This is a genomic window from Paenibacillus sp. HGH0039, assembly GCF_000411255.1.
Lineage (GTDB): Bacteria > Bacillota > Bacilli > Paenibacillales > NBRC-103111 > Paenibacillus_F.
Map to the genome: position 1 here is coordinate 2693677 of NZ_KE150412.1, position 19276 is coordinate 2712952.

Sequence of the window (19276 nt, forward strand, 5' to 3'; positions counted from 1 at the left end):
GCCTATTGCGCGGAGACTTTTTTCCGCTCTTGTCCCAGGGAACATGACCGTAGTCGCCGGCGGCCCTTATCGGACAGATGACACGGCCCCTTATTGTGCAGCCAAGCACGGGCAGTGCGCTCACCCGGTGCTACCCGTCTGGAGCAGTCGGCGTTAGTGTCCGAAGAGCATGCGCACCCCTTCGAGTGCGAGCCCGATAATAAATCCGCAGACGGCGCCGTTGACCCGAATCCACTGAAGGTCTTTGCCAACCTTGTTCTCGATGAACTCGATCAAGGTGGCATTGTCCATCTTGTCGATATTCTCGCGGACAAGAGCGCCGATTTTGGAATGGTTGCGCTCCACAAACTCGGTGATCTGCGCCTTCAGCCATTCCTCGAGCTTACGCACGGTATCCTCATCGCTGCGCAGGCGGCGGACGCCTTCTTCAAGCAGCGGCATGACGGTCTCGTCCAGCAGCGGCCCTTCCTGCAGCTGTTCCAGGAGCCGGTCGCGCCAGCTTTCGATCATAGCGGTAAGCCGCTCCTCCAGCCGGAGCCGGTCCGGCAGCTGCCGCGCCAGGTTACCGACGGCTTCGTGCAGCCGCTCGTTGTCTTTGAGGCCGGCCAGCTCCCGGCGGACGATGTCGAGCAGGCCCGCGCGGTTGCGGTGGCCGGGAAGCCGCAGGGCGGCCAGGTTATCGAGCAGCGCATGCTGAAGCATGCCGCCAAGCTTGTCCCCGGACAGAAATCCGAGGAATGCATTCTTGGCAAAGGCCATCAGCCCGTTCATCTCGATTCCCTGGATAACCCCTTCGGCGATCTCCCCGAGGAGGCGGCGCGTCTCGGCCCGCACGGCCCAGCGCTCGGCACGGTCGATCAGGAAATCAATTGCCGGCTCTTCGTAGCCGTGCGACAGCACCTGATCGACCGCCAGCCCCACGGCCGCGGCCGGGTCCATTTTGCCCGCCGCCTGCCGGATTTGCTGCGAGGCAAAAGCGGCGATCTGCTCGGCGGGCAGACGCTCCAGCGCGTAGCGGCAGGCGCTGCGCACCGCCTCGCGCGCGCCTTCCGAGCGGAGCGCTTCTTCCGCTTTGACGAGCATCGTCTCGACAAGGCGCATTTGGCCGATCCGCAGCGCGATGCTTTCCTTGCCCAGCAGGTTGTCTTCCACCGCGGAAACGACCGCCTTCGTCATCTGGGCGCGGTTGTTCGGCAGCAGCGCCGTATGCGGGATCTTGATCCCCAGAGGGTGCCGGAAAAGAGCCGTGACCGCAAACCAGTCCGCGAGTCCCCCGACAAGGCCCGCTTCGAAGCCGCTCTGCAGAAAGGCTCCCGCGGTATGCGGAGCGAAAGGAAGCGTGGCCAGGAAGCCCGCTCCCATCACACCGAGCGAAACCGTCGCGATATGTTTGGTCTCTTTAGGTTTTTTCTCTCTCGATTGAAGTTCCTGCATAGATGAATCCCTCCGACAGGGCATAACCGGCTGGGCAAACGGATGCCGCCGGTTTCCTGGTTTTTATCGTTAACAGCATTATCGCCGATTTTTCCTATGAACTCCAGAGGGTGCGTACTCCGCCGCCCGGGATACCGAAGCGGGGCTGCCTTTGTACGTATGTACGCAGACAGCCCCCTCGTTTTTGGTTCCCTTATCGTTGCCCCGGCAGGTCCTAGACGTCCAAGGTCTCGCCCGGAGCGAGCCGAACGCCTTCCTGATACGCCTGCTTCAGCTTTTGAATCCATTCGCTTGCATCCTGCTTGATCACGTCGAACGTATTGTAGTGGGTCGGAATGTATTTTTTGGCGCGCAGCCATGTAGCCGCAAGCACCGCTTCATCCGGTCCCATCGTAAAAACATCTCCGATCGGCAACGCCGCCACATCGATGTTGTACATTTCTCCGTAGAGCTTCATATCTCCGAAAAGGGCCGTGTCTCCCGCGTGATAGAACGTTTTGCCGCCCATGGTCAGCAGAATGCCCCCGGGTTGTCCCCCGTCCACGAATTTGCCCGGCTCTACCTCAATGCTGGAGGAATGGAAAGCGAGCGTATATTTGACGGTGCCCCATTCGAACTTGGCGCTGCCGCCGATGTTCATGGCAAAGGTTTTGAGTCCCTTGGATGCGAAATAAGAAGCAATTTCAAAGTTTGCGATAATGACGCAGTCATTTTTGCGGGCGATTTCCTCGGCATCCACGATGTGGTCACTATGGCCGTGTGTAAGCAGGATGGCGTTCACTTGAATTTCTCCCGGATCGGCTACAGCCAGTGCATTTCCGCTTAGAAAAGGGTCCAAGAGTACCCGGTATCCTTCGTTTTCTACCAAAAAACACGAGTGTCCGTGATAAGTAATTTGCATATGAGCGCCTCCTTCAAGTTTCAACTTGTTCATTACCCCGTTGACGGGCTTCCGAAACATCCATTATAACCGGTAGGTGTATGTATAAAATGCGGCCTGCAAACAGACCTTTCAATGGAAGTGTGCCCAGCGGAACGCCGGTTCAAACAGGATTTTTCGGTTCCCTGTCTCTATTAAACCCCAAACTGGAAGGCGAATACAACTATTCGGGTATGCAAAAAGCCCTCTTGCACGGACAGGCGGCGGTAATCGCCAAGCATCTGTCCGCTTCAAAGGGCTTCATCTAAATCGCGGGTTCATGATCTATTGTTGATCTCTCAGCCAAGCAGACGCAGGACATAGACCTCCGCGATGCCAAGCAGCGAGAGCAGCACCGAGCCCAGCAGCACGGCTGCGGAAGCCCGTAGGCCGTGACGCCGGAACACGGCCAGGTTCACGTTCAAACCGAGCCCCGCCATCGCCATCGCGATAAGCAGGTAAGCGCCTTGAACGGCGGCGGCCGCGGCGGGCTGTGGTACGATCCCGATCGTGTTCAGAGCGGCGGCCGCCAGGAAGCCCACGATGAACCACGGGACCGGCACGCCCGCCTTGCGGGGAGCGGCGCTCCCGGCTGCGCCGGAAGCCGCTGATACGGCGGCGGCGCCTTCGCCGGCGCCCCGGCGTTCCCGCCGCGCCGCCCAAACGCCGAGCGCCAGAGCGACCGGCGCGAGAAGGGCCACGCGCGTCAGCTTCGCGACGAGCGCGCTGTCTACCGCGGCACTGCCGCCCGGAGCGGCGGCCGCGATGACATGGGCGATCTCGTGCAGCGTCGCGCCCGAGAAGAAGCCGTACTCGGCGGACGAGAAGCCGAGCAGCGGATACACCAGCGTGTAGGCCACGGTGAACAGCGTGCCGAGCAGCGCGATAACCGTGACGCCGACGGCCGTTTCGTCGTCGTCCGCCTTGATTTGCGGAGAGATGCCGGCGATAGCCGCCGCCCCGCAAATCCCGGTGCCGCAAGCGCTCAGCATCGCGAGGCGCGGGCCTACGTTCATCCGCCGGGCGATGGCGTATACGACGACGGTCGCGAAGAGGATGTTGCCCGCCGCCGCGGCGAACACAGCCGGCCCCGCATGGACCACATCCAGCAGGCTGAGGCGCATGCCGAGCAGGATGATGCCCGCGCGGAGCAGCTTCTTGCTGGCGAAGGCCAGCCCGGCCGGGGCGGATGCCGGCACGGGAGCGGCGGCACGCCAGGCGATGCCGAGCAGCAGGGCGAGCACGAGCTGCCCGATGACATTCAGGCCCGGAATGAGGGCGAGCGCTTTGGCCGCGAGGGCCAGCGCAAGCGTCATTCCGAGGCCTGTGGCGAGGCGGGCGGCGGCTTTGCCGAGCCCGGGCCCGGGCTGCACGGCTGCGGAGACAGCCCGAACAGCTTCGGCGGCGGCCTCGGCGGAAGCTTCGGCAGCAGAAGCGGAGGCGGATGACCCGGAGACTGCGCTGCCGGAGGCCGCTGCCGGGATGGCGGGCGCGCTGCCCGCTTCGCCGGAGCCGGAAGTGCCTGCCGCGCGCCCGGCTGCGAAATCCGAGGCGGCAAGCGTATCGGCTTTTCTTGCCGGTACAGCCGGGTGTGTCTCTTCCGGCCGTGTTTCTTCTTCTATAACAGGAGATGCTGTTCTGTCTTGAGAAACGGTGCTTAATCGTTTGTTTATTAGAGAGCGGTTTTCACTCGCATCCGTCTTTGCTTTTCCCGTTTCCCTTAAAGCCGGGGTTCCTAACCGCTGCGTGAAAGTTTTCATCTGTCGACCCCTCCAGTTCGTTTCTGGCTCGTGTTCACACGGCTGTCGAGCGCGTTCTTTATTTTCACTATAAGAGGACGTGCGGGGGAACGGAAATACGAATACGCGATGCCAATCATTACAAAAACTTATGATACAATGGAGGCAAAGGCCGGACGCTCTTTTCGCTTTTACAAAAGGGCTTTTGAACCGCCAGGTTTTCAGCCACATGCAGCCGCTTTCCGGCTGTCTTCCTACACTCAATCGTTGCGGAGGGATTTACGATGATCGTCGATCATTTGCGCGTGTTTGCCGCCGTGGCGGAGCAGCGCCATTTTTCCCGGGCCGCCGAGGCCCTGAATATTTCCCAGCCCGGCGTCAGCCAGCATATCCGGAATCTGGAGCAGGAGTTCGGCGCCAAGCTGATGATCCGCTCTCCCAAACAGGTCAAGCTGACGGAAGCCGGAGAGCTTCTTTATGCGAGAGCCAAAAAAATTTTGCGCCTCTACGAAGAAGCCCGTCAGGAAATCAACGCTTTGCAGCACGTCGTGACGGGATCGCTTAAAATCGGCGCCAGCTTTACGATAGGCGAATATATCCTACCCCGCCTGCTGGCCGATTACGCCAAGCATTACCCGAAGGTGGACATCCAGTCCACGATCGCGAACACCGTCGAAGTGGTCCAAGGCGTGCGCCGAGATCATTTCCACATCGGGCTGATCGAGGGGATCGCGGACGCTCCGGACGTAGAGATCGAACCTTTTATGGAAGATGAAATGATTCTCATCGCTCCCCGCGATCATCCTCTTACACGGGAACCGTTCAAGCTCCAGTCCTTGCAGAACCAGACGTGGGTTTGGCGGGAGCCCGGGTCGGGAACCCGCGATTACAGCGACAGGCTGATCGCCGAATGGCAGCTGAACGTGAAGCGCTCCTTTATGTTCAGCAGCTCCCAGAGCGTGAAGGAAGCGGTGTCCGCCGGCCTTGGGATCGCTCTATTGTCGAGATGGATCGTGCGCAAGGAGCTGGAATCGGGAGAAATCGTCCATCTGGGAGCCGGCGGCCGCCGTCTGACCCGGACGCTGACGATGGTGCGCAGAGCCGCGGGTGAGAACTCGAAGGCACTGGAAGTATTCGTCCAGAAAGTTCGCGGCGCTCATGAGGCGATGCAGGTTCCGGGCCCCTCCGCACCCTGACCGGTCTCCGGTCCGTTTCCATGCGCGGCACGACTGCTGCTGTCTTCGGTTCCGTTCTTCTTCCTGTTCCAAAACTCCCCTGCTTCATATGCCCCTTCCCGGCGTTAAATAGTCGGTAGCCTGTAACGGCCTGCCCCTACCCCTGCGGGAGTCTATAAACTCCCCGCACCGGCGGAAAGACAGGCTCCGTTACGTCCATTACAAGTACGGGGAGAATGCGCATGGAGCCCTTAAAACGAACCGAACGAAAACTTTTACCCCCGGTCCGCTCTTCGGAAGATACACGGAAGCAAACCGAAAAAAGCTGGCTCTCCTCGAATTGGCTGAAAAGCGGTATCCTGCTTCTCGTCTTTTTCATCTGGGCGGGTATCGTGGCCGCCGTTCATACACACAAAGCTTTGCCTCCGGGCCTGTCGTTCGAAGGAAAAGCCTACCGGGCGGAGAGCGTGGATTTTCTCTATGATCTTTCTTATAAAAAAGACGGCGGCTATCATCAGGAACAGATGATTTTCGACCGGGTCAACCAAGCTATCGCGGAAGCGAAGGAATTTATCGTGGTCGACATGTTCCTGTACAGCGGGTACTACGACAACGACCAGTCCTTCCCGCCTCTGAGCGGACAGCTGACGGAAAGCCTCCTGGACGCGAGGCGGAGACACCCTGCCATGCCAATCACGGTCGTTTCCGATGAGGTGAACACGACCTACGGCTCGCACCCGTCTCCGGAGCTTGAGCGGCTCAAGGCGGCCGGTATCGGGGTCGTACTCACGGATACGGACCCGCTGAGAGACTCCGTCCCGCTGTACTCCGCCGTCTGGCGGATGGGGTTCCAGTGGTTCGGACAGTCGGGCAAGGGCTGGCTGCCTAACCCTCTGGCGGATTCCGCCCCCAAAGTGACGCTGCGCTCTTATTTGAAGCTTTTCAATGTCAAAGCGAATCACCGCAAAGTGGTCGCCACCGAAAATACGGCGCTGGTGCTGTCCGCCAACCCGCATGACGCCAGCTTCAACAACTCGAATATCGGGTTTCAGATAACCGGCAGCAAGGATTTCATCTCCGAAGTCGTCGGAACGGAGCAGGCCGCTTCCGTTATGTCAGGCGGGCCCGCGCAGCTTCAGCCGAAGGCGGCCGATAAGCAGGGGGAACCCGCACGTCCGGAAGCGGCGTCCGGAAACGGAACGCCAGAACCTGCTGCGTCCTCCAAGGACGCCGTGACCGTACGTTTGCTTACGGAAGGAAAAATCTATTCCCGCCTGCTTGACAGTATCTCGGCAGCGCCCAAGGGCAGCGAGATCCGCATGGGTATGTTCTATCTGGCCGACCGCAAGGTCATCGACGCTCTGCTGGATGCTTCCGCGCGGGGCGTATCCATCCAACTGCTGCTCGATCCGAACCAGAATGCGTTCGGGCACAGCAAGACCGGGATTCCGAACCGTCCGGTCGCCGCGGAGCTGAGGAAGAAAACGGGCGGTAAAATCGCCGTTAAATGGTATAACACCGCACAGGAGCAGTTTCATACGAAGCTGATCGACATCCGTCATCCGGACGGCAACGCCGTCATTAACGGAGGCTCCGCCAATTTCACGCCCCGTAATCTGGATGATCTTAATCTGGAAACGAACGTGGAGATAACGGCCCCGGCAGGCAGCAAAATTACACGGGACCTCGACCGCTACTGGGACCGCCTGTGGAATAACCGGGATGCCGAGTATTCCCTGGAGTATCCGGCCTATGAGGATAAGCTGGTCGGCTTCAAGCGAATCGTCTATCATCTGCAGGACATGCTCGGATTTACGACTTACTGAATCCTTAGTTCTCTACTTGGAACAGGGATTTCTGACAGAAGTAGGCCATTCTTTTTCACCGGTGACTATGGTATAGTTGCAAGTGGATTTAGAAAGGTGGGACATCACGTGAATACATCTCCAATTCCGGCTTCCACCAAAAGCAGACCGCGCTCTGCTTACTGGAAGCCTTTTATATTTATCGCCATTCTCATAGGCGGGTTGTTTTACGTAAAGTGGGAGCCCTACTTCCACAAAGCGCTTACCGCGGCGGCCAAGCACGACATCGGGAAGTCGATTCTCGCAGGCTCCGCCGAGCCTTCGCTGGCCGCGGCTTGGGACTATTCCGTCGTCTATTTCAAAGCCGTCTGGAAAGCCGCGATTCTCGGCATCATCCTCGGCTCTCTGCTCCAGGTGCTGATCCCGCAAGACTGGCTGAAGCGGGTGTTCGGCAAGCGCACTTTCGGCAGCACAGTAGCCGGCGGACTTAGCGCCATGCCCGGCATGATGTGCTCCTGCTGCGCCGCTCCGGTAGCGGTCGGCATGCGCAAGCAGTCGGGCTCCATCGGATCCGCTCTCGCCTTCTGGATCGGCAACCCGGTACTGAACCCGGCGACGATCATTTTCATGGGCTTCGTGCTTGGCTGGAAATTCGCCATTCTGAGAATCGCCGCGGGGATCGTGCTCGTGTTCGGCGTCTCGTACTGGGCGGAGCGCCTCGTCAAGAAGGACGATGCAGTGACCGACGAGCTTCCGCAGACGCCGGCTGTGCAGCCGCAGTCCGGGCCGGTCGTCGTCCGCTGGCTGAAAGCGCTCTGGACGATGTTCTGGACCGTGGTTCCCGTCTACTTCATCGCCGTATTCATTCTCGGCGCCGCACGCGCTTGGCTGTTCCCGTCCCTCGATCCCGCGATCGGCAACAGCCTCGTCGCCTTGATCGGGCTCGCTTTGGCCGGAACCCTGTTCGTCATCCCGACCGCCGCGGAAATTCCGATCGCCAAAACGATGATGGCCCTGGGCCTAGGCACGGGACCGGCCGCCGCGCTAATCATGACACTGCCTGCGGTCAGCCTGCCGTCCCTCATTATGGTGCGCAAGGCTTTTCCCGCGAGAGTGCTCTGGTTCACAGCCGGTATGGTTGCCCTTACGGGAATCGTAACCGGCGTGGTCGGCATTTTCGTCCTATAAGTTCAGAGTTTGGGTTCAGGTTTTAGTCTATAAAATAAATTTCAGCGAGAGGGCAGATACCCCTCTCGTTTTTCTTTTCCGCAAACAAAAGAGAGCGATGTCAAAGACAAGGAAAAAAAGAGATTCCGAATCCGATTCCGGCAGTGTTTCAGCCTTGAAATTCATGCTTTTTCCGCAATTGACAAGGTTTGGGACATCCTGTAGTATTATCACGGAAAACCGCATATTTGTGGAAACAGGTATTTTAGAGCCACTCTAAAATTTAAAAGGGAAGAACGGTGAAATGCCGTCGCGGTCCCGCCACTGTAAGGGGAAACACTCTCATTCACATCCGGCACGAAGCCACTGGAACTAAGACGTTCCGGGAAGGAGCCGGTATGGACGCCCCGAGCCAGGAGACCTGCCTGTTTTGACAGCACTGATACGACCTACGAGGAATAGGGAGGTGTTTGAGATCGCAAACTTTTTTTGTTGCGTGCATAAGACATCGTGTTCCCGTGCGAAGGGAAGGATGTCTTTTTTTGTGTGCGGAGGAGAGGTCCGGAGCCGGGAATTGCCGCATCGGAATCATCGGAAAGAGCTTGCGGAACTGGCAACCGGACGGCCGGTTTAACGAATCAGCGTCCGAAAGCACAGCAGGGGCATGGCCCCGTTCTGCCGCACTGGCCGCCGCTTACGGCGGACCCACATTTATGAAGGAGGATTTCCGATGAACATCCGTAAAACCCTGGCGTCTTTTCTGCTTATAACCGGAATCGTCTGCTTCTTTCTGGTAAACGAGCCGGAGTCGGCTTACGCCATGCATATCATGGAGGGCTTTTTGCCGCCCTTCTGGGCCTTATTCTGGTGGGTGGTCTTCCTGCCATTCTTCATCCTGGGCGTCCGCGCTCTGATCCGAATTACAAAAGAAACGCCGGAGCTCAAGCTAATGCTGGGTCTAGCCGGAGCCTTTACGTTCGTCCTGTCCGCCCTGAAAATCCCTTCGGTTACGGGAAGCAGCTCCCACCCGACGGGTACCGGACTCGGAGCCATCCTGTTCGGACCGCTTCCCATGAGCGTCCTCGGCTCCGTTGTCCTTCTCTTTCAGGCTCTTCTCCTCGCCCACGGCGGGCTTACGACACTAGGCGCCAACGCATTCTCGATGGCCGTTGCGGGACCGTTTGTCGGCTATGCCGTGTACAAACTCATGATCAAATCGACGGGCAGGCAGAAGCTCTCCGTCTTTACGGGCGCCGCGCTCGCCGATCTGACCACCTATCTGGTCACCTCCGTGCAGCTGGCGGTGGCATTTCCCGCAGCCGACGGGGGCATGCTCGCGTCTTTTGCCAAGTTTGCGGGTATTTTCGCCGTCACCCAAATTCCGCTCGCGATCAGCGAAGGGCTGCTCACCGTGCTGGTTCTGGGCTGGCTGCAAGCCTATACGCCGCATGAAATTTCCGCTCTGCAGCGCAATTTGAAGGGAGCTGACCGTTCGTGAAAACGTGGAAGAAGAATGTCTGGATTCTGGTCGTGGTCGTCCTGCTTGCCGTGCTGCCGCTCATTTTCGTTAAAGGAGAGTTCGGAGGAGCGGACGGAGCCGCGGAGGAAGCGATTCAGGAAATCGCTCCGACTTACGAGCCTTGGTTCGCGTCGCTGATGGAGCCTCCGGCTGAAACCGAAAGCATGCTTTTCGCGCTGCAAGCCGCGCTCGGAGCCGGGTTTATCGGGTATGTGATCGGCCTGTATAAGGGGAAAGCCTCCAAACCGAAGCCCAAAGCATGATGCTCAAGCGGATCGACACGATTTCCTATGCCAATGCTTTCCGGGGAATCTCCCCCGTCTGGAAATGCGGATTTGCCGGCTGTCTCTTTATCCTGTCCTATGCCGGCGCTCCGCCCGTTCAAGCGGCCGTTTTCGGATGGATGACGCTTTGGACCCTGCTTTACGCACGTGTCCCGGGCAAGCTTTACTGGCTCGTATACGGCGGCTCGCTGCTGTTCTTCGCGGCCAGCCTGCCTGCTCTCCTGCTGGAATTCGGAAGAAATACAGGGACCGGGGTTCCCCTTTCTACGGGATGGATCATCGGAACGGCCGGTCCGTGGACCGTTTACGTCACGGGAGAATCTTTATCCCGCACAGCGGGGCTGTTTATGCGGGTCTCCGCCTGCCTCGCTTGTCTGCAATTTGTATTGTTCACGACGCCCTTGCTGGAAATTCTTCAGGTGATGAAAAAAATCCGCGTTCCTCAGATCGTGATTGAGCTGACCCTGATTATGTACCGCTTTATTTTTTTGCTCGCCGATACGGCTCACGCTATGCGGACCGCCCAGCGCTGCCGGGGCGGACAGAACGGATTCGCAGGCGGGTTGCGCGATACCGCTCTGCTGATCGTTCATCTGTTCGGCCGGACGATGCAGCGTTACCGCGGTCTGGCCTACGGGCTAACCTCCCGCGGCTTCACGGAACGGATCGAACTTGCCCCCTATGAAGCGGCCCCCGTTCCGCCTCGCTACAAAGCCGAAGGCGTGACCGGGATCTTTATGCTGACGGCAGCACAGATTTGGCTGAAATGGAGGGGATTCGCATGAATCCGATCATGGAACTGGCGGACGTCGTCTACAGCTATCCCGGCACCGGAAAAAAGGCCCTGGCCGGACTCAGTCTCACGATTCCGTCCGGCCGGAACATCGCGCTTTGCGGACACAACGGCTCCGGCAAATCGACCTTTTTCCTGCATGCCGTCGGCATTCACCGGCCGCAATCGGGGACCGTGCACTGGAAGGGCGCCCCTGTGTCTTACAAGCGCCAGGATCTGCAGGAGCTGCGCAGGCAGATAGGACTCGTGTTCCAGGACCCCGAGCAGCAGCTCATTCTCGGTACGCCGTACGAAGACGTCTCCTACGGCTTGCGGAACGCCGGCGTTTCCGAGCCCGAAATCCGCGCCCGGACCGAAGCCGTACTGGAGAGAATGGGCCTGGAGCAGCTCGCCCATACCCCTATCCATCACCTGAGCCTCGGGCAGAAGAAACGCGTCACCCTGGCCGGCGTTCTCGTGCTGGAACCGAGCTTGCTGCTGCTCGACGAGCCGACGGCGTATCTCGACCGCGCGTCGGAGCGGCTTCTGCTGGATGAGCTGGCGGACATCCGGCAGAGCGGCGTCACCGTGGTCATGGCGACCCACGACATGGACCTGGCCTACACGTGGGCGGACGAAGTCCTGGTCATGGACCAGGGAGCCTGTCTGCTGCAGGGGACGCCCGGGCGGGTTTTCGCGGAGACGGACACCATCGAACGCATCGGTCTGGAGCTGCCCATGCTCCTCCGGCTGTGGCGCTCCCTCCCCCGCGCGCTGCGGGAAGGCATCGACCCTCCGAGGAGCGCCGACGCCTTCGGGGAGCTGCTCGCGGCCCGGCTTCAAGCGGCGGCCGCGAAGAGCTAGGCGCTTGAAGCCCACACAAAGAAAGCAGGTCAGGAATTTCTCCTGGACCTGCTTTCTTTGTGTTAAGCGGCGAACTCGGACGGACAGAGCCCGCTCGCGGAGCCAAACCCGGCAAACCCGGGCCCGTCTGTTGTTCCCGCTTTTTAAGCTTGCTTGATATCGAAAGAGCTTTTCAGCGATACGGTCAGATTGAAGACCAGATGATCTTTCGTGGACGCTTTAGGGTCCACATTGAAGTACCCGTGGCGGAAGAATTGGAACTTGTCGTTACCCTCGGCATCCTTCATGTTCTCCTCCACAAATCCGCTCAGGACCTCCAGAGAATTCGGATTAATCCGGTCGAGGAACGTGCTTCCTTCTTCCTTCTCCTCCTGCTCCGGCAGGACCAGCGGCTCGTAGAGCCGGAACTCGGCCGGCACGGCGCGGCTCGCTTCCACCCAGTGGATCGTTCCCTTCACTTTGCGGCCGGTAAACCCGCTTCCGCTCTTCGTTTCGGGATCGTAGGTGCAGCGGAGCTCGATCACGTTACCCGCTTCATCCTTAACCGCTTCTTCGCATTTGATGAAGTAGGCGTGCTTCAGACGCACTTCGTTGCCGGGAAATAAGCGGAAATATTTGCTCGGCGGATTTTCCATGAAATCGTCCTGCTCGATATAAATCTCCCGTGAAAACGGAATTTGGCGGACTCCCATCTCCAGGTTCTCCGAGTTGATTTCCGCATCCAGCATTTCCACCTGGCCTTCGGGATAATTCGTAATAACCACCTTCAGCGGTTTTAGAATGCCCATCGTGCGCGGAGCCTTCAATTTTAAATCTTCCCGGATAAAATGATCCAGGTATTTCACATCGACCGTGCTGTCGCTCTTCGTCACGCCGATTTCACGGCAGAAATTGCGGATAGATTCCGGCGTAAAGCCCCGGCGGCGCAAGCCCGACACCGTCGGCATGCGGGGATCGTCCCAGCCGTCCACAACCCCTTCGTCCACCATCTGCTTCAGGTAGCGTTTGCCCATGATCGTATCCGTCAGCTTCAGCTTGGCAAATTCGTATTGATGCGGCACATGTTCCGTTTCGCATTCCTGGATGACCCAGTCGTACAGCGGACGCTGGTCCTCGAACTCCAGGGTACAGATGGAGTGGGTAACCGCTTCGTAGGCATCCTCCAGCGGATGCGCGAAAGCATACATCGGATAGATGCACCAGGCATCTCCCGTGCGGTGGTGGTGCGCATGCGAAATGCGGTAAATGACCGGATCGCGCAGATTGATATTCGGCGAAGCCATGTTGATTTTCGCACGGAGGACCATTTCCCCGTCCTTAAACTCGCCTTTGCGCATGCGCTCGAACAAATCCAGGCTTTCTTCCGCCGGACGGTCCCGGTACGGGCTCTCCTTGCCCGGCTCCGTAAGCGTTCCGCGGCCTTCGCGGATTTGATCCGCATTAAGCTGGCACACGTACGCTTTTCCTTTGCGGATCAGAAACTGCGCTTTTTCGTACATAAAGTCGAAATAATCGGAAGCGAAAAAGAGGCCGTCCCATTCGAAGCCCAGCCACTGCACGTCTTCCTTGATCGCTCTGACGAACTCCTCGTCTTCCTTAGCCGGATTCGTATCGTCGAAACGCAGGTTCGTCTTACCGTTGAATTCGTCCGCAAGCTCGAAATTCAGGCAGATCGACTTGGCGTGCCCGATATGCAGATACCCGTTCGGTTCGGGCGGAAAACGCGTGACGACCGTATCCACACGGCCTTCGTTAAGATCTTCGATCACGATGTTTTTAATGAAATTGGTGTTGGTTGTATTTGTTGTGACGCTTTTGTTCTCCATCCGGATCAACCTTTCTTTCTTATCGGAAATCGCTGCCGCAGTCCAATTCGGTATTTGTATTCCATCATACCCATAACAAACGGAGAGTTCAACCTGCAAAAGACGATCGGCGCCCCGAAAAGCCCCCAACCTTTTCCTGCCTTTCGCGTCTTCCTCACTCTTTATTCCCTCTTATGACCGTTCCCGCGTAAAATTCCCCGTTTTTCCTTTGCCGACCCGTATAGCCTGACGACACCTTAAATATCGCTTCCCCTTAAAAATGCCGCCGGTGCCGCCCCGGCTTCCCGCAGTGCCCAAGAACCAAAAAACCGCCACGGGCCGAAGCCCGAGACGGTTCTAATAGGAAGTTGCAGGGTGTTATTAACAGCACATTCAACGTTCAGTATGTGAAAAATCAGTACTCGCTCGCGCTCAGCTTGTAAATCACGCTTGCGGATTCCGCCCTCGTGGCGCCGTTCAACGGCTTGAAGGTGCCGTCTTCATAGCCGTCGATCAGACCGAGCCCGGCGGCCTTCCGCATATACGGCACCGCCCAGGTCCCCGCCGTGCCTTCGTCGGCGAAAGAAGCCGTCTTCGGCACGGGAAGCTCGTCCGGCGCTATGCCGCTGCCGTAAGCGAAGGCGCGAACCAGCATGGCGGCCATCTGCTCACGCGTGATGGGCTCGTCCGGCATGAAGCGGTCGTCCGTGACGCCGGAGACGAGCCCCGCGCTGTAGGAGCGGGCGACGACATCGGCGTACCAAGCGCCCTTCGCGACGTCACGGAACTGCTGCTTGCCGTCCGCAGCCGCCGGAAGCTGCAGCAGGCGGGCCAGCATCGCCGCGAACTGGGCCCGTGTCACGCCCGCCTGAGGAACGAAGCGGCTGGCGTCCATGCCGTCCACGATCTGCCGGGCGGCGAGAACTTCCACGGGTCGTTTCGCCCAGTGGGTGCTCATATCGGCGAACGTGCGGTCGACCGCGAAGACAGCCGCGTACGAGGAGCCGTCGACGGCAAACGTCATGCTGCCCTCGTTTTGGGCCCCCTTCACATACTTCCACTCAGAATCGTCCTCCGAGTAAACGAAGGCGCCCATTTTCTCCGGGTCGACTCCCAAATCGGACGCCGCAGCGTGAGTGAGAGTCACGGTCGCGGGCTTTTGGAGATTGCCGATCGTCCGGCTTCCGGCCATTATTTTAATCTCCAGGATGGAAGACATAGGCGATGCGCCTTCTGGATAAGCCGACGTCAGGCTCTCGGTGGCATGCGTCCGGCGGAGAGAAATAACCGCTTCCTCGCTGCCGTCCACTTGAAGAGAGCCCGGATCCAGCCTTAAGGTCCCTTCACTCGTCGTAATGAGCAGCCCTTTGGGCTGGCCGCCGCCGAAGAAGGATGCCGGAAGATGAACTTTCGCTCCGGCGGTGTTGTTTTTTCCGGAAGAAACGGCCTGTACCCCGATCAGAGACACATCCGGATTTTTAAGCAGCGGCTGCAAATTCTCGTCGGTAACCTTCACATCCAGCATGGCATAGCCTTTTTCCTGGATTACGGTTGAGTCCGCCTTAACGGGGGTAACGGTTTCTTCCGAGGGCTGTCCGGTACCGTCCCCGCCTCCGGTATTCCCGCCGCTTGCCGCGATTTCATAGCGGTAGGTCTGGATTTCGCTGACGGCTCCGCCTGCGGCCGAGATAACTCTCAGCGTTTGTGTCCGGGAGATCTCGATAGGACCGGTATAGACGGCGGACTGTACGGTAGGCACCGCTCCGGTTAAGGTGTAGTATATTTTGGCGCCAGGGTCGGATGCGGTCAGCGTGACTTTCTGTGTACCCGTGTAGCTTCCGCTCCGGAGACTGGCCTGGGGAGCTTGAGGCTTCATCTGGAACGTAAGCTCGCCGCTCACCCAAAGGGGACTTTTCTCATCGTTGTAGGCAACTAATAAATATTTGCCGGCTTTATCCGGCTTGTATGTAAGAGAAGCTTTTCCTTGACTGGCTTGAAACGTTAACGTTTTAACGAACTGGGGCTCCGTGCCGTTCGGCGTGTAAGCGAACAAATCCGCCTTACCGGCACCGCTGGCGTTCTCCGCGAGAGAACCGTCTTTGTCAAGAAGCCGGATGTCAGCTTGAAGCTCGCCCGTTCCGGTCAAATTCGTGCTGCCGTTAGCCGCCTGGATATTTACACGCGGTGTTTCCATGGCTTTCTTGACATCGATCAGCCCGGACCCGTATTCATCGTCAAAGCCGGAAGGACCCAGGTCCTTGGCGGTTTCGGAAATGATACGGCCTACTCGCTCCACCCTTTCGGAAGTAGAAAGATCATCCAGACCGGCATCCCCCGCGAGAATGAGAGCGGCAAGGCCGGACACCATCGGGGCCGCCATCGAAGTTCCGTTGCGTCCGGTGTATCCGTTGCCTTTGTTCGTGCTGTATATGTCCACGCCCGGTGCGACTACGCTCAGGCTGCTGCCGGAATTGGAGAAATCCGCCACGATAAATTCCGTTTGGGGATACCAGTCGACGGCGCCTACCGCAAGGACTCCCGGCAGCTTGGCCGGAAAGGCCACATCCTTCACGAACCGGTGGGCCAACGGATCTTCGCTGCCTTTTACCTGGTCCAGTTCTCCCGTATCGTTGCCCGTCCAGTGGTTGCTTTCGTTGCCTGCGGCGGAAACGACGATCACGCCTCTTTGCAGGGCGTATTGGACCGCCTCCTCCATGACCCGGGAAGAGCTTGCCGACGTCAAGCTGAGATTTACCACATCCGCTCCGTGATCTACGGCCCAATAGATGCCCTCGGTTATCACGTCCGTTCTTCCGTAGCCTTCGCTGTCGAGTACCTTAACGGGCATAATTTTGGCTCCGCTGGCCACTCCGGCTATACCGACTCCGTTGTCTTTCCGTGCCGCCGCAATGCCCGCCACATTCGTACCGTGGCCGTTATCATCCCGGGTGTCCGGCGTGTTGCTGACGAAATTGTACCCGTCCACGAGGCTCCCTTTCAGATCGTCATGGGAAGAATCCACGCCCGTATCGACAACGGCGATCACAACGCCGGACAGTTTGGCGTCCGCCGTACCCGTATCCGCGAGATCCGACTGGATCGCCCGGTACCACCACTGCTGCTCCACATAAGGGTCGTTCGGCAAGGAAGCCGCTTTAGCGGGCGAATCCGTCGCGCTTGCGGCACCGGTCGTTGACCGCGCCGCCGCTCCCTGCCCGGCGCGACCGTTACGTACGGCAGCCTTCGTCTCGGCGGCCCATACGGGATAAACGGGTTCGACGAAATCCACGTCGGGGTCGTTCTCCAGTTCCTCAAGCACGTCCGAAACCGGCTCGGACTTGGGAAATTCCATCGTGACCAGACCCTTCGATCCTACACGCTGTTTGTATTTCGAACTCGGCGGATCGGGAAGGTCCGCTTTCTTCTCGGGACCCATCAGTCCCTGCATACTCATCGTATCCGCTTTTTCTTTGTATTTGACGATAACCTGTCCGGGCAGCGCGTCTTTCAAAGCCTGCGGTCTTTCATATCGGGGAGTCGAACCGTTTTTCTTCAAAGAAAGCGAAGGCTCCGCTCCGAACGCCGGGACAGACAGACTCAAGGCCAATAGCGCGGCCAGCACCAGCAGACTTATTTTTCGCATACAAAAAAACCTCCAAACCTCACATCGCGATCCTTATTAGGCATTCGCTTCCGGTTCCCGAATTCCTGCCGCACACCCACTTTTGTAAATAAACGGAATATTAAAAAAGAATCCTCCCTGAATCTTGCTGAAAACCATGCAATCTCTCTACAGAGACGTCATTATGGGGATATTCTCCAGAAGTTACATCGTGTCTTGCATAAAAAGTTCTTCCGCTCTTCCTCAGCCTTTGGTAAACGGCCGGCATGTGTCGGCTATCGCCATACAGCGCCGCACCGCGCGCGGACAGCTCGCGAAGTGCGGATAACAGTATGCCGCGTGTCTCAGCCGTCTCATCCGGACCTGAGGCCGACAATCCGCAACAAAGTTTCTGAAAGCTGCGGGATAACGGTTAAAAGAAGCGGCCGTCGGGCTTCCGCGCCTTCCCTTCCGCGCCTCCCTCATCCCCATAAATATGCCGGAATGCCGCCGGGATGCTTTCGATTACGTCGCTGGCCAGAACATCCGCAAGGGAGTGGCGTTCCTCCGTCAGCAGACTTGCAGCCAGGCCATGGATGTACACGGCATTGCTGACCGCCTGCAGAACATCCTCGTGCTGCAGGAGAAACGCCGCCGCGATGCCTGTCAGCACGTCGCCGGAGCCGCCCTTGGCCAATGCGGCGCTGCCCGTCGTGTTGACGTGCTGCGTGCCGTCCGGGGCCGCGACGATCGTATGCGGCCCCTTCAGGACGACATAGGCGCCGCTCTCGGCCGCAAAGCGGGCGGACACGCCGAACCTGTCGTCCTCTACCGCCGCGGCGGTGCTGCCCGTAAGCCGGGCCATCTCGCCCGGATGCGGCGTCAGCACCGTCGGCTTGCGGCGCTTCCGCAGCAGCGGCAGAAGTTCTGCGGCGTGGAACAGGGCGTCCGCGTCCAGCAGGACGGGCACATCTTGGCGCAGCACCTGTTCCACGACAGCCCGGCCGCCCGGCGTGCGGCCCAAGCCGGGCCCTGCGGCGATTGCGCCGAAGGAGGCGCCTTCCAGAGGCAGCTCGCCCCGGAAGTGACCGTCCTCCGACGGTGAAGGCAGGTACATCGCCTCCGGGTAATGGCCCGCCGCAATCGCGTGGATGCAGTCCGGCACCGCCGCCGTCACGAGCCCGGCTCCGCTTCGGAGCGCCGCACGGGACGCGAGGACGACGGCTCCGGGCATCCGCAGGGACCCGCCGGCCACCAGCAGCCTGCCGTGCGTCCCCTTGTGCGAGGATGCTTCCCGGCGCGGCAGCGTCCTCCGCACATCCGGCAGCGTCCACAGGGAGCGGCGGGGCAAGCCCGAGGCTGCGGCTGGCGGGATGCCGATATCGGCGACGAGCAGCTCGCCGCAGTAAGAAGCGGCCGGGTGCGTGAACGTACCGAGCTTCGGGTACTGGATCGTCACGGTGACATCCGCCCGGACGGCCGCTTCCACGGCGCCCCCGTCCGCGGGAACTCCGCTCGGAAGATCGATCGCGTAAACGGCCGCACGCTGCCCGTTAATCTTCCCGATCAGGTTCCGGTACGGCTCGCGGAGAGAGCCCTTCACTCCGATGCCGAGAAGCGCATCGACAATCGCGTCCGCCCGCTCAAGCCGGCGTTCCAGCTCAGCCTCCGAACCTATGTAATCGGCGGCGGCATAGCCCGACTTTTCATAGACGGACAACGCGGCCGCGGCGGCGCCCCCGATTTTGTCCCGGGGCGGAATCAGCCACAGCGAAACCCGTCGGCCGTGCGCTTTCAGGACTCGAGCGAGCACGATTCCGTCCCCGCCGTTGCTTCCCGCACCGGAAAGCACGACAACCTCCGCTTCCGGCGGAATCCGCTCCAGCAGAAGGGATGCGGCCGCCCTCCCCGCGCTTTCCATCAACGTGTCGGCGCTTATTCCGATGAGGTTCACGGTATGACGGTCGATTTCGTACATGTCTTCGCCTGATACGATTCGCATCGTTTGGACCTCCTTAAACGGTGGGTTCTGTTCGGAAGAAAAAACCGGTCTTACTCTCTGATTCTATTTAACCCTCTACTAACCAGTATAAGAGGCTGAACCGCAGAATTAAACTTTTGGACCAGAGCAGCGGACTGCCCGGCAAAAAGAAGGGTTTACCTTCCCGTTACGGAAAGGTTTAAGCTAGAAG

General features: G+C 59.1%; 14 protein-coding genes and 1 riboswitch. Of the genes, 8 read left to right on the top strand and 6 right to left on the bottom strand.

Translation table 11 applies throughout. From position 1 onward, the window contains the following. Nucleotides 1-153: 153 nt before the first annotated feature. Together HMPREF1207_RS11785 and HMPREF1207_RS11790 are read right to left on the bottom strand one after the other, a co-directional pair. The gene (locus tag HMPREF1207_RS11785) at nt 154-1434 is read right to left on the bottom strand and encodes a DUF445 domain-containing protein (protein WP_009675851.1); all 1281 of its coding nucleotides are present in this window, start codon (nt 1432-1434) and stop codon (nt 154-156) included. Nucleotides 1435-1648: 214 nt separating this feature from the next. Then, nucleotides 1649-2335, bottom strand: coding sequence for a metal-dependent hydrolase (locus HMPREF1207_RS11790; protein ID WP_009675829.1), 687 nt, complete (start codon nt 2333-2335; stop codon nt 1649-1651). 89 nt (nt 2336-2424) lie between these two features. Between HMPREF1207_RS11790 and HMPREF1207_RS11795 the strand changes: the two genes are divergently transcribed. Next, the gene (locus HMPREF1207_RS11795) at nt 2425-2622 is read left to right on the top strand and encodes a hypothetical protein (protein WP_036739662.1); all 198 of its coding nucleotides are present in this window, start codon (nt 2425-2427) and stop codon (nt 2620-2622) included. 30 nt (nt 2623-2652) lie between these two features. On the opposite strand, the gene HMPREF1207_RS11800 is transcribed toward HMPREF1207_RS11795, so the two are convergent. Further along, the gene (locus HMPREF1207_RS11800; protein ID WP_009675898.1) at nt 2653-4113 is read right to left on the bottom strand and encodes a YeiH family protein; all 1461 of its coding nucleotides are present in this window, start codon (nt 4111-4113) and stop codon (nt 2653-2655) included. 263 nt (nt 4114-4376) lie between these two features. Between HMPREF1207_RS11800 and HMPREF1207_RS11805 the strand changes: the two genes are divergently transcribed. The 7 genes from HMPREF1207_RS11805 to HMPREF1207_RS11840 all read left to right on the top strand — a co-directional run bounded on the left by HMPREF1207_RS11805 (nt 4377) and on the right by HMPREF1207_RS11840 (nt 11678). Then, nucleotides 4377-5288 (top strand): LysR family transcriptional regulator, encoded by a 912-nt coding sequence (locus HMPREF1207_RS11805; RefSeq protein WP_009675840.1) that lies wholly within the window; start codon nt 4377-4379, stop codon nt 5286-5288. A 221-nt stretch (nt 5289-5509) separates the two neighbouring features. Further along, entirely contained in the window at nt 5510-7093 is a 1584-nt protein-coding gene (locus tag HMPREF1207_RS11810) for a phospholipase D family protein (protein WP_009675940.1), read from the top strand. Nucleotides 7094-7201: 108 nt separating this feature from the next. Beyond that, nucleotides 7202-8260, top strand: a complete 1059-nt coding sequence (locus HMPREF1207_RS11815) for a permease (RefSeq protein WP_009675895.1) — start codon at nt 7202-7204, stop codon at nt 8258-8260. A 220-nt stretch (nt 8261-8480) separates the two neighbouring features. Further along, nucleotides 8481-8682, top strand: a riboswitch (cobalamin riboswitch). A 287-nt stretch (nt 8683-8969) separates the two neighbouring features. Beyond that, nucleotides 8970-9737 (top strand): energy-coupling factor ABC transporter permease, encoded by a 768-nt coding sequence (locus tag HMPREF1207_RS11825; protein WP_009675832.1) that lies wholly within the window; start codon nt 8970-8972, stop codon nt 9735-9737. Beyond that, nucleotides 9734-10021 (top strand): energy-coupling factor ABC transporter substrate-binding protein, encoded by a 288-nt coding sequence (locus HMPREF1207_RS11830; RefSeq protein ID WP_009675911.1) that lies wholly within the window; start codon nt 9734-9736, stop codon nt 10019-10021. The genes HMPREF1207_RS11825 and HMPREF1207_RS11830 overlap by 4 nt, the downstream gene beginning before the upstream one ends. Beyond that, nucleotides 10018-10827: a cobalt ECF transporter T component CbiQ gene (gene cbiQ, locus HMPREF1207_RS11835; protein WP_009675805.1), complete on the top strand. Its 810-nt coding sequence runs from the start codon at nt 10018-10020 to the stop codon at nt 10825-10827. The genes HMPREF1207_RS11830 and cbiQ overlap by 4 nt, the downstream gene beginning before the upstream one ends. Next, nucleotides 10824-11678, top strand: coding sequence for an energy-coupling factor ABC transporter ATP-binding protein (locus HMPREF1207_RS11840; protein WP_009675909.1), 855 nt, complete (start codon nt 10824-10826; stop codon nt 11676-11678). The genes cbiQ and HMPREF1207_RS11840 overlap by 4 nt, the downstream gene beginning before the upstream one ends. Nucleotides 11679-11821: 143 nt before the next feature. On the opposite strand, the gene HMPREF1207_RS11845 is transcribed toward HMPREF1207_RS11840, so the two are convergent. The 3 genes from HMPREF1207_RS11845 to HMPREF1207_RS11855 form a co-directional block, all read right to left on the bottom strand. Further along, a complete protein-coding gene (locus tag HMPREF1207_RS11845) occupies nt 11822-13504 on the bottom strand; it encodes a glutamine--tRNA ligase/YqeY domain fusion protein (protein ID WP_036739946.1) in 1683 nt (560 codons plus the stop codon). A gap of 394 nt (nt 13505-13898) precedes the next feature. Continuing rightward, nucleotides 13899-17126 carry a S8 family serine peptidase gene (locus tag HMPREF1207_RS11850; protein WP_009675951.1) on the bottom strand — a complete coding sequence of 1076 codons (3228 nt, stop codon included), beginning with the start codon at nt 17124-17126 and terminating at the stop codon, nt 13899-13901. Nucleotides 17127-17517: 391 nt separating this feature from the next. After that, nucleotides 17518-19086 (bottom strand): bifunctional ADP-dependent NAD(P)H-hydrate dehydratase/NAD(P)H-hydrate epimerase, encoded by a 1569-nt coding sequence (locus HMPREF1207_RS11855; protein ID WP_009675806.1) that lies wholly within the window; start codon nt 19084-19086, stop codon nt 17518-17520. Nucleotides 19087-19276 lie beyond the last annotated feature (190 nt).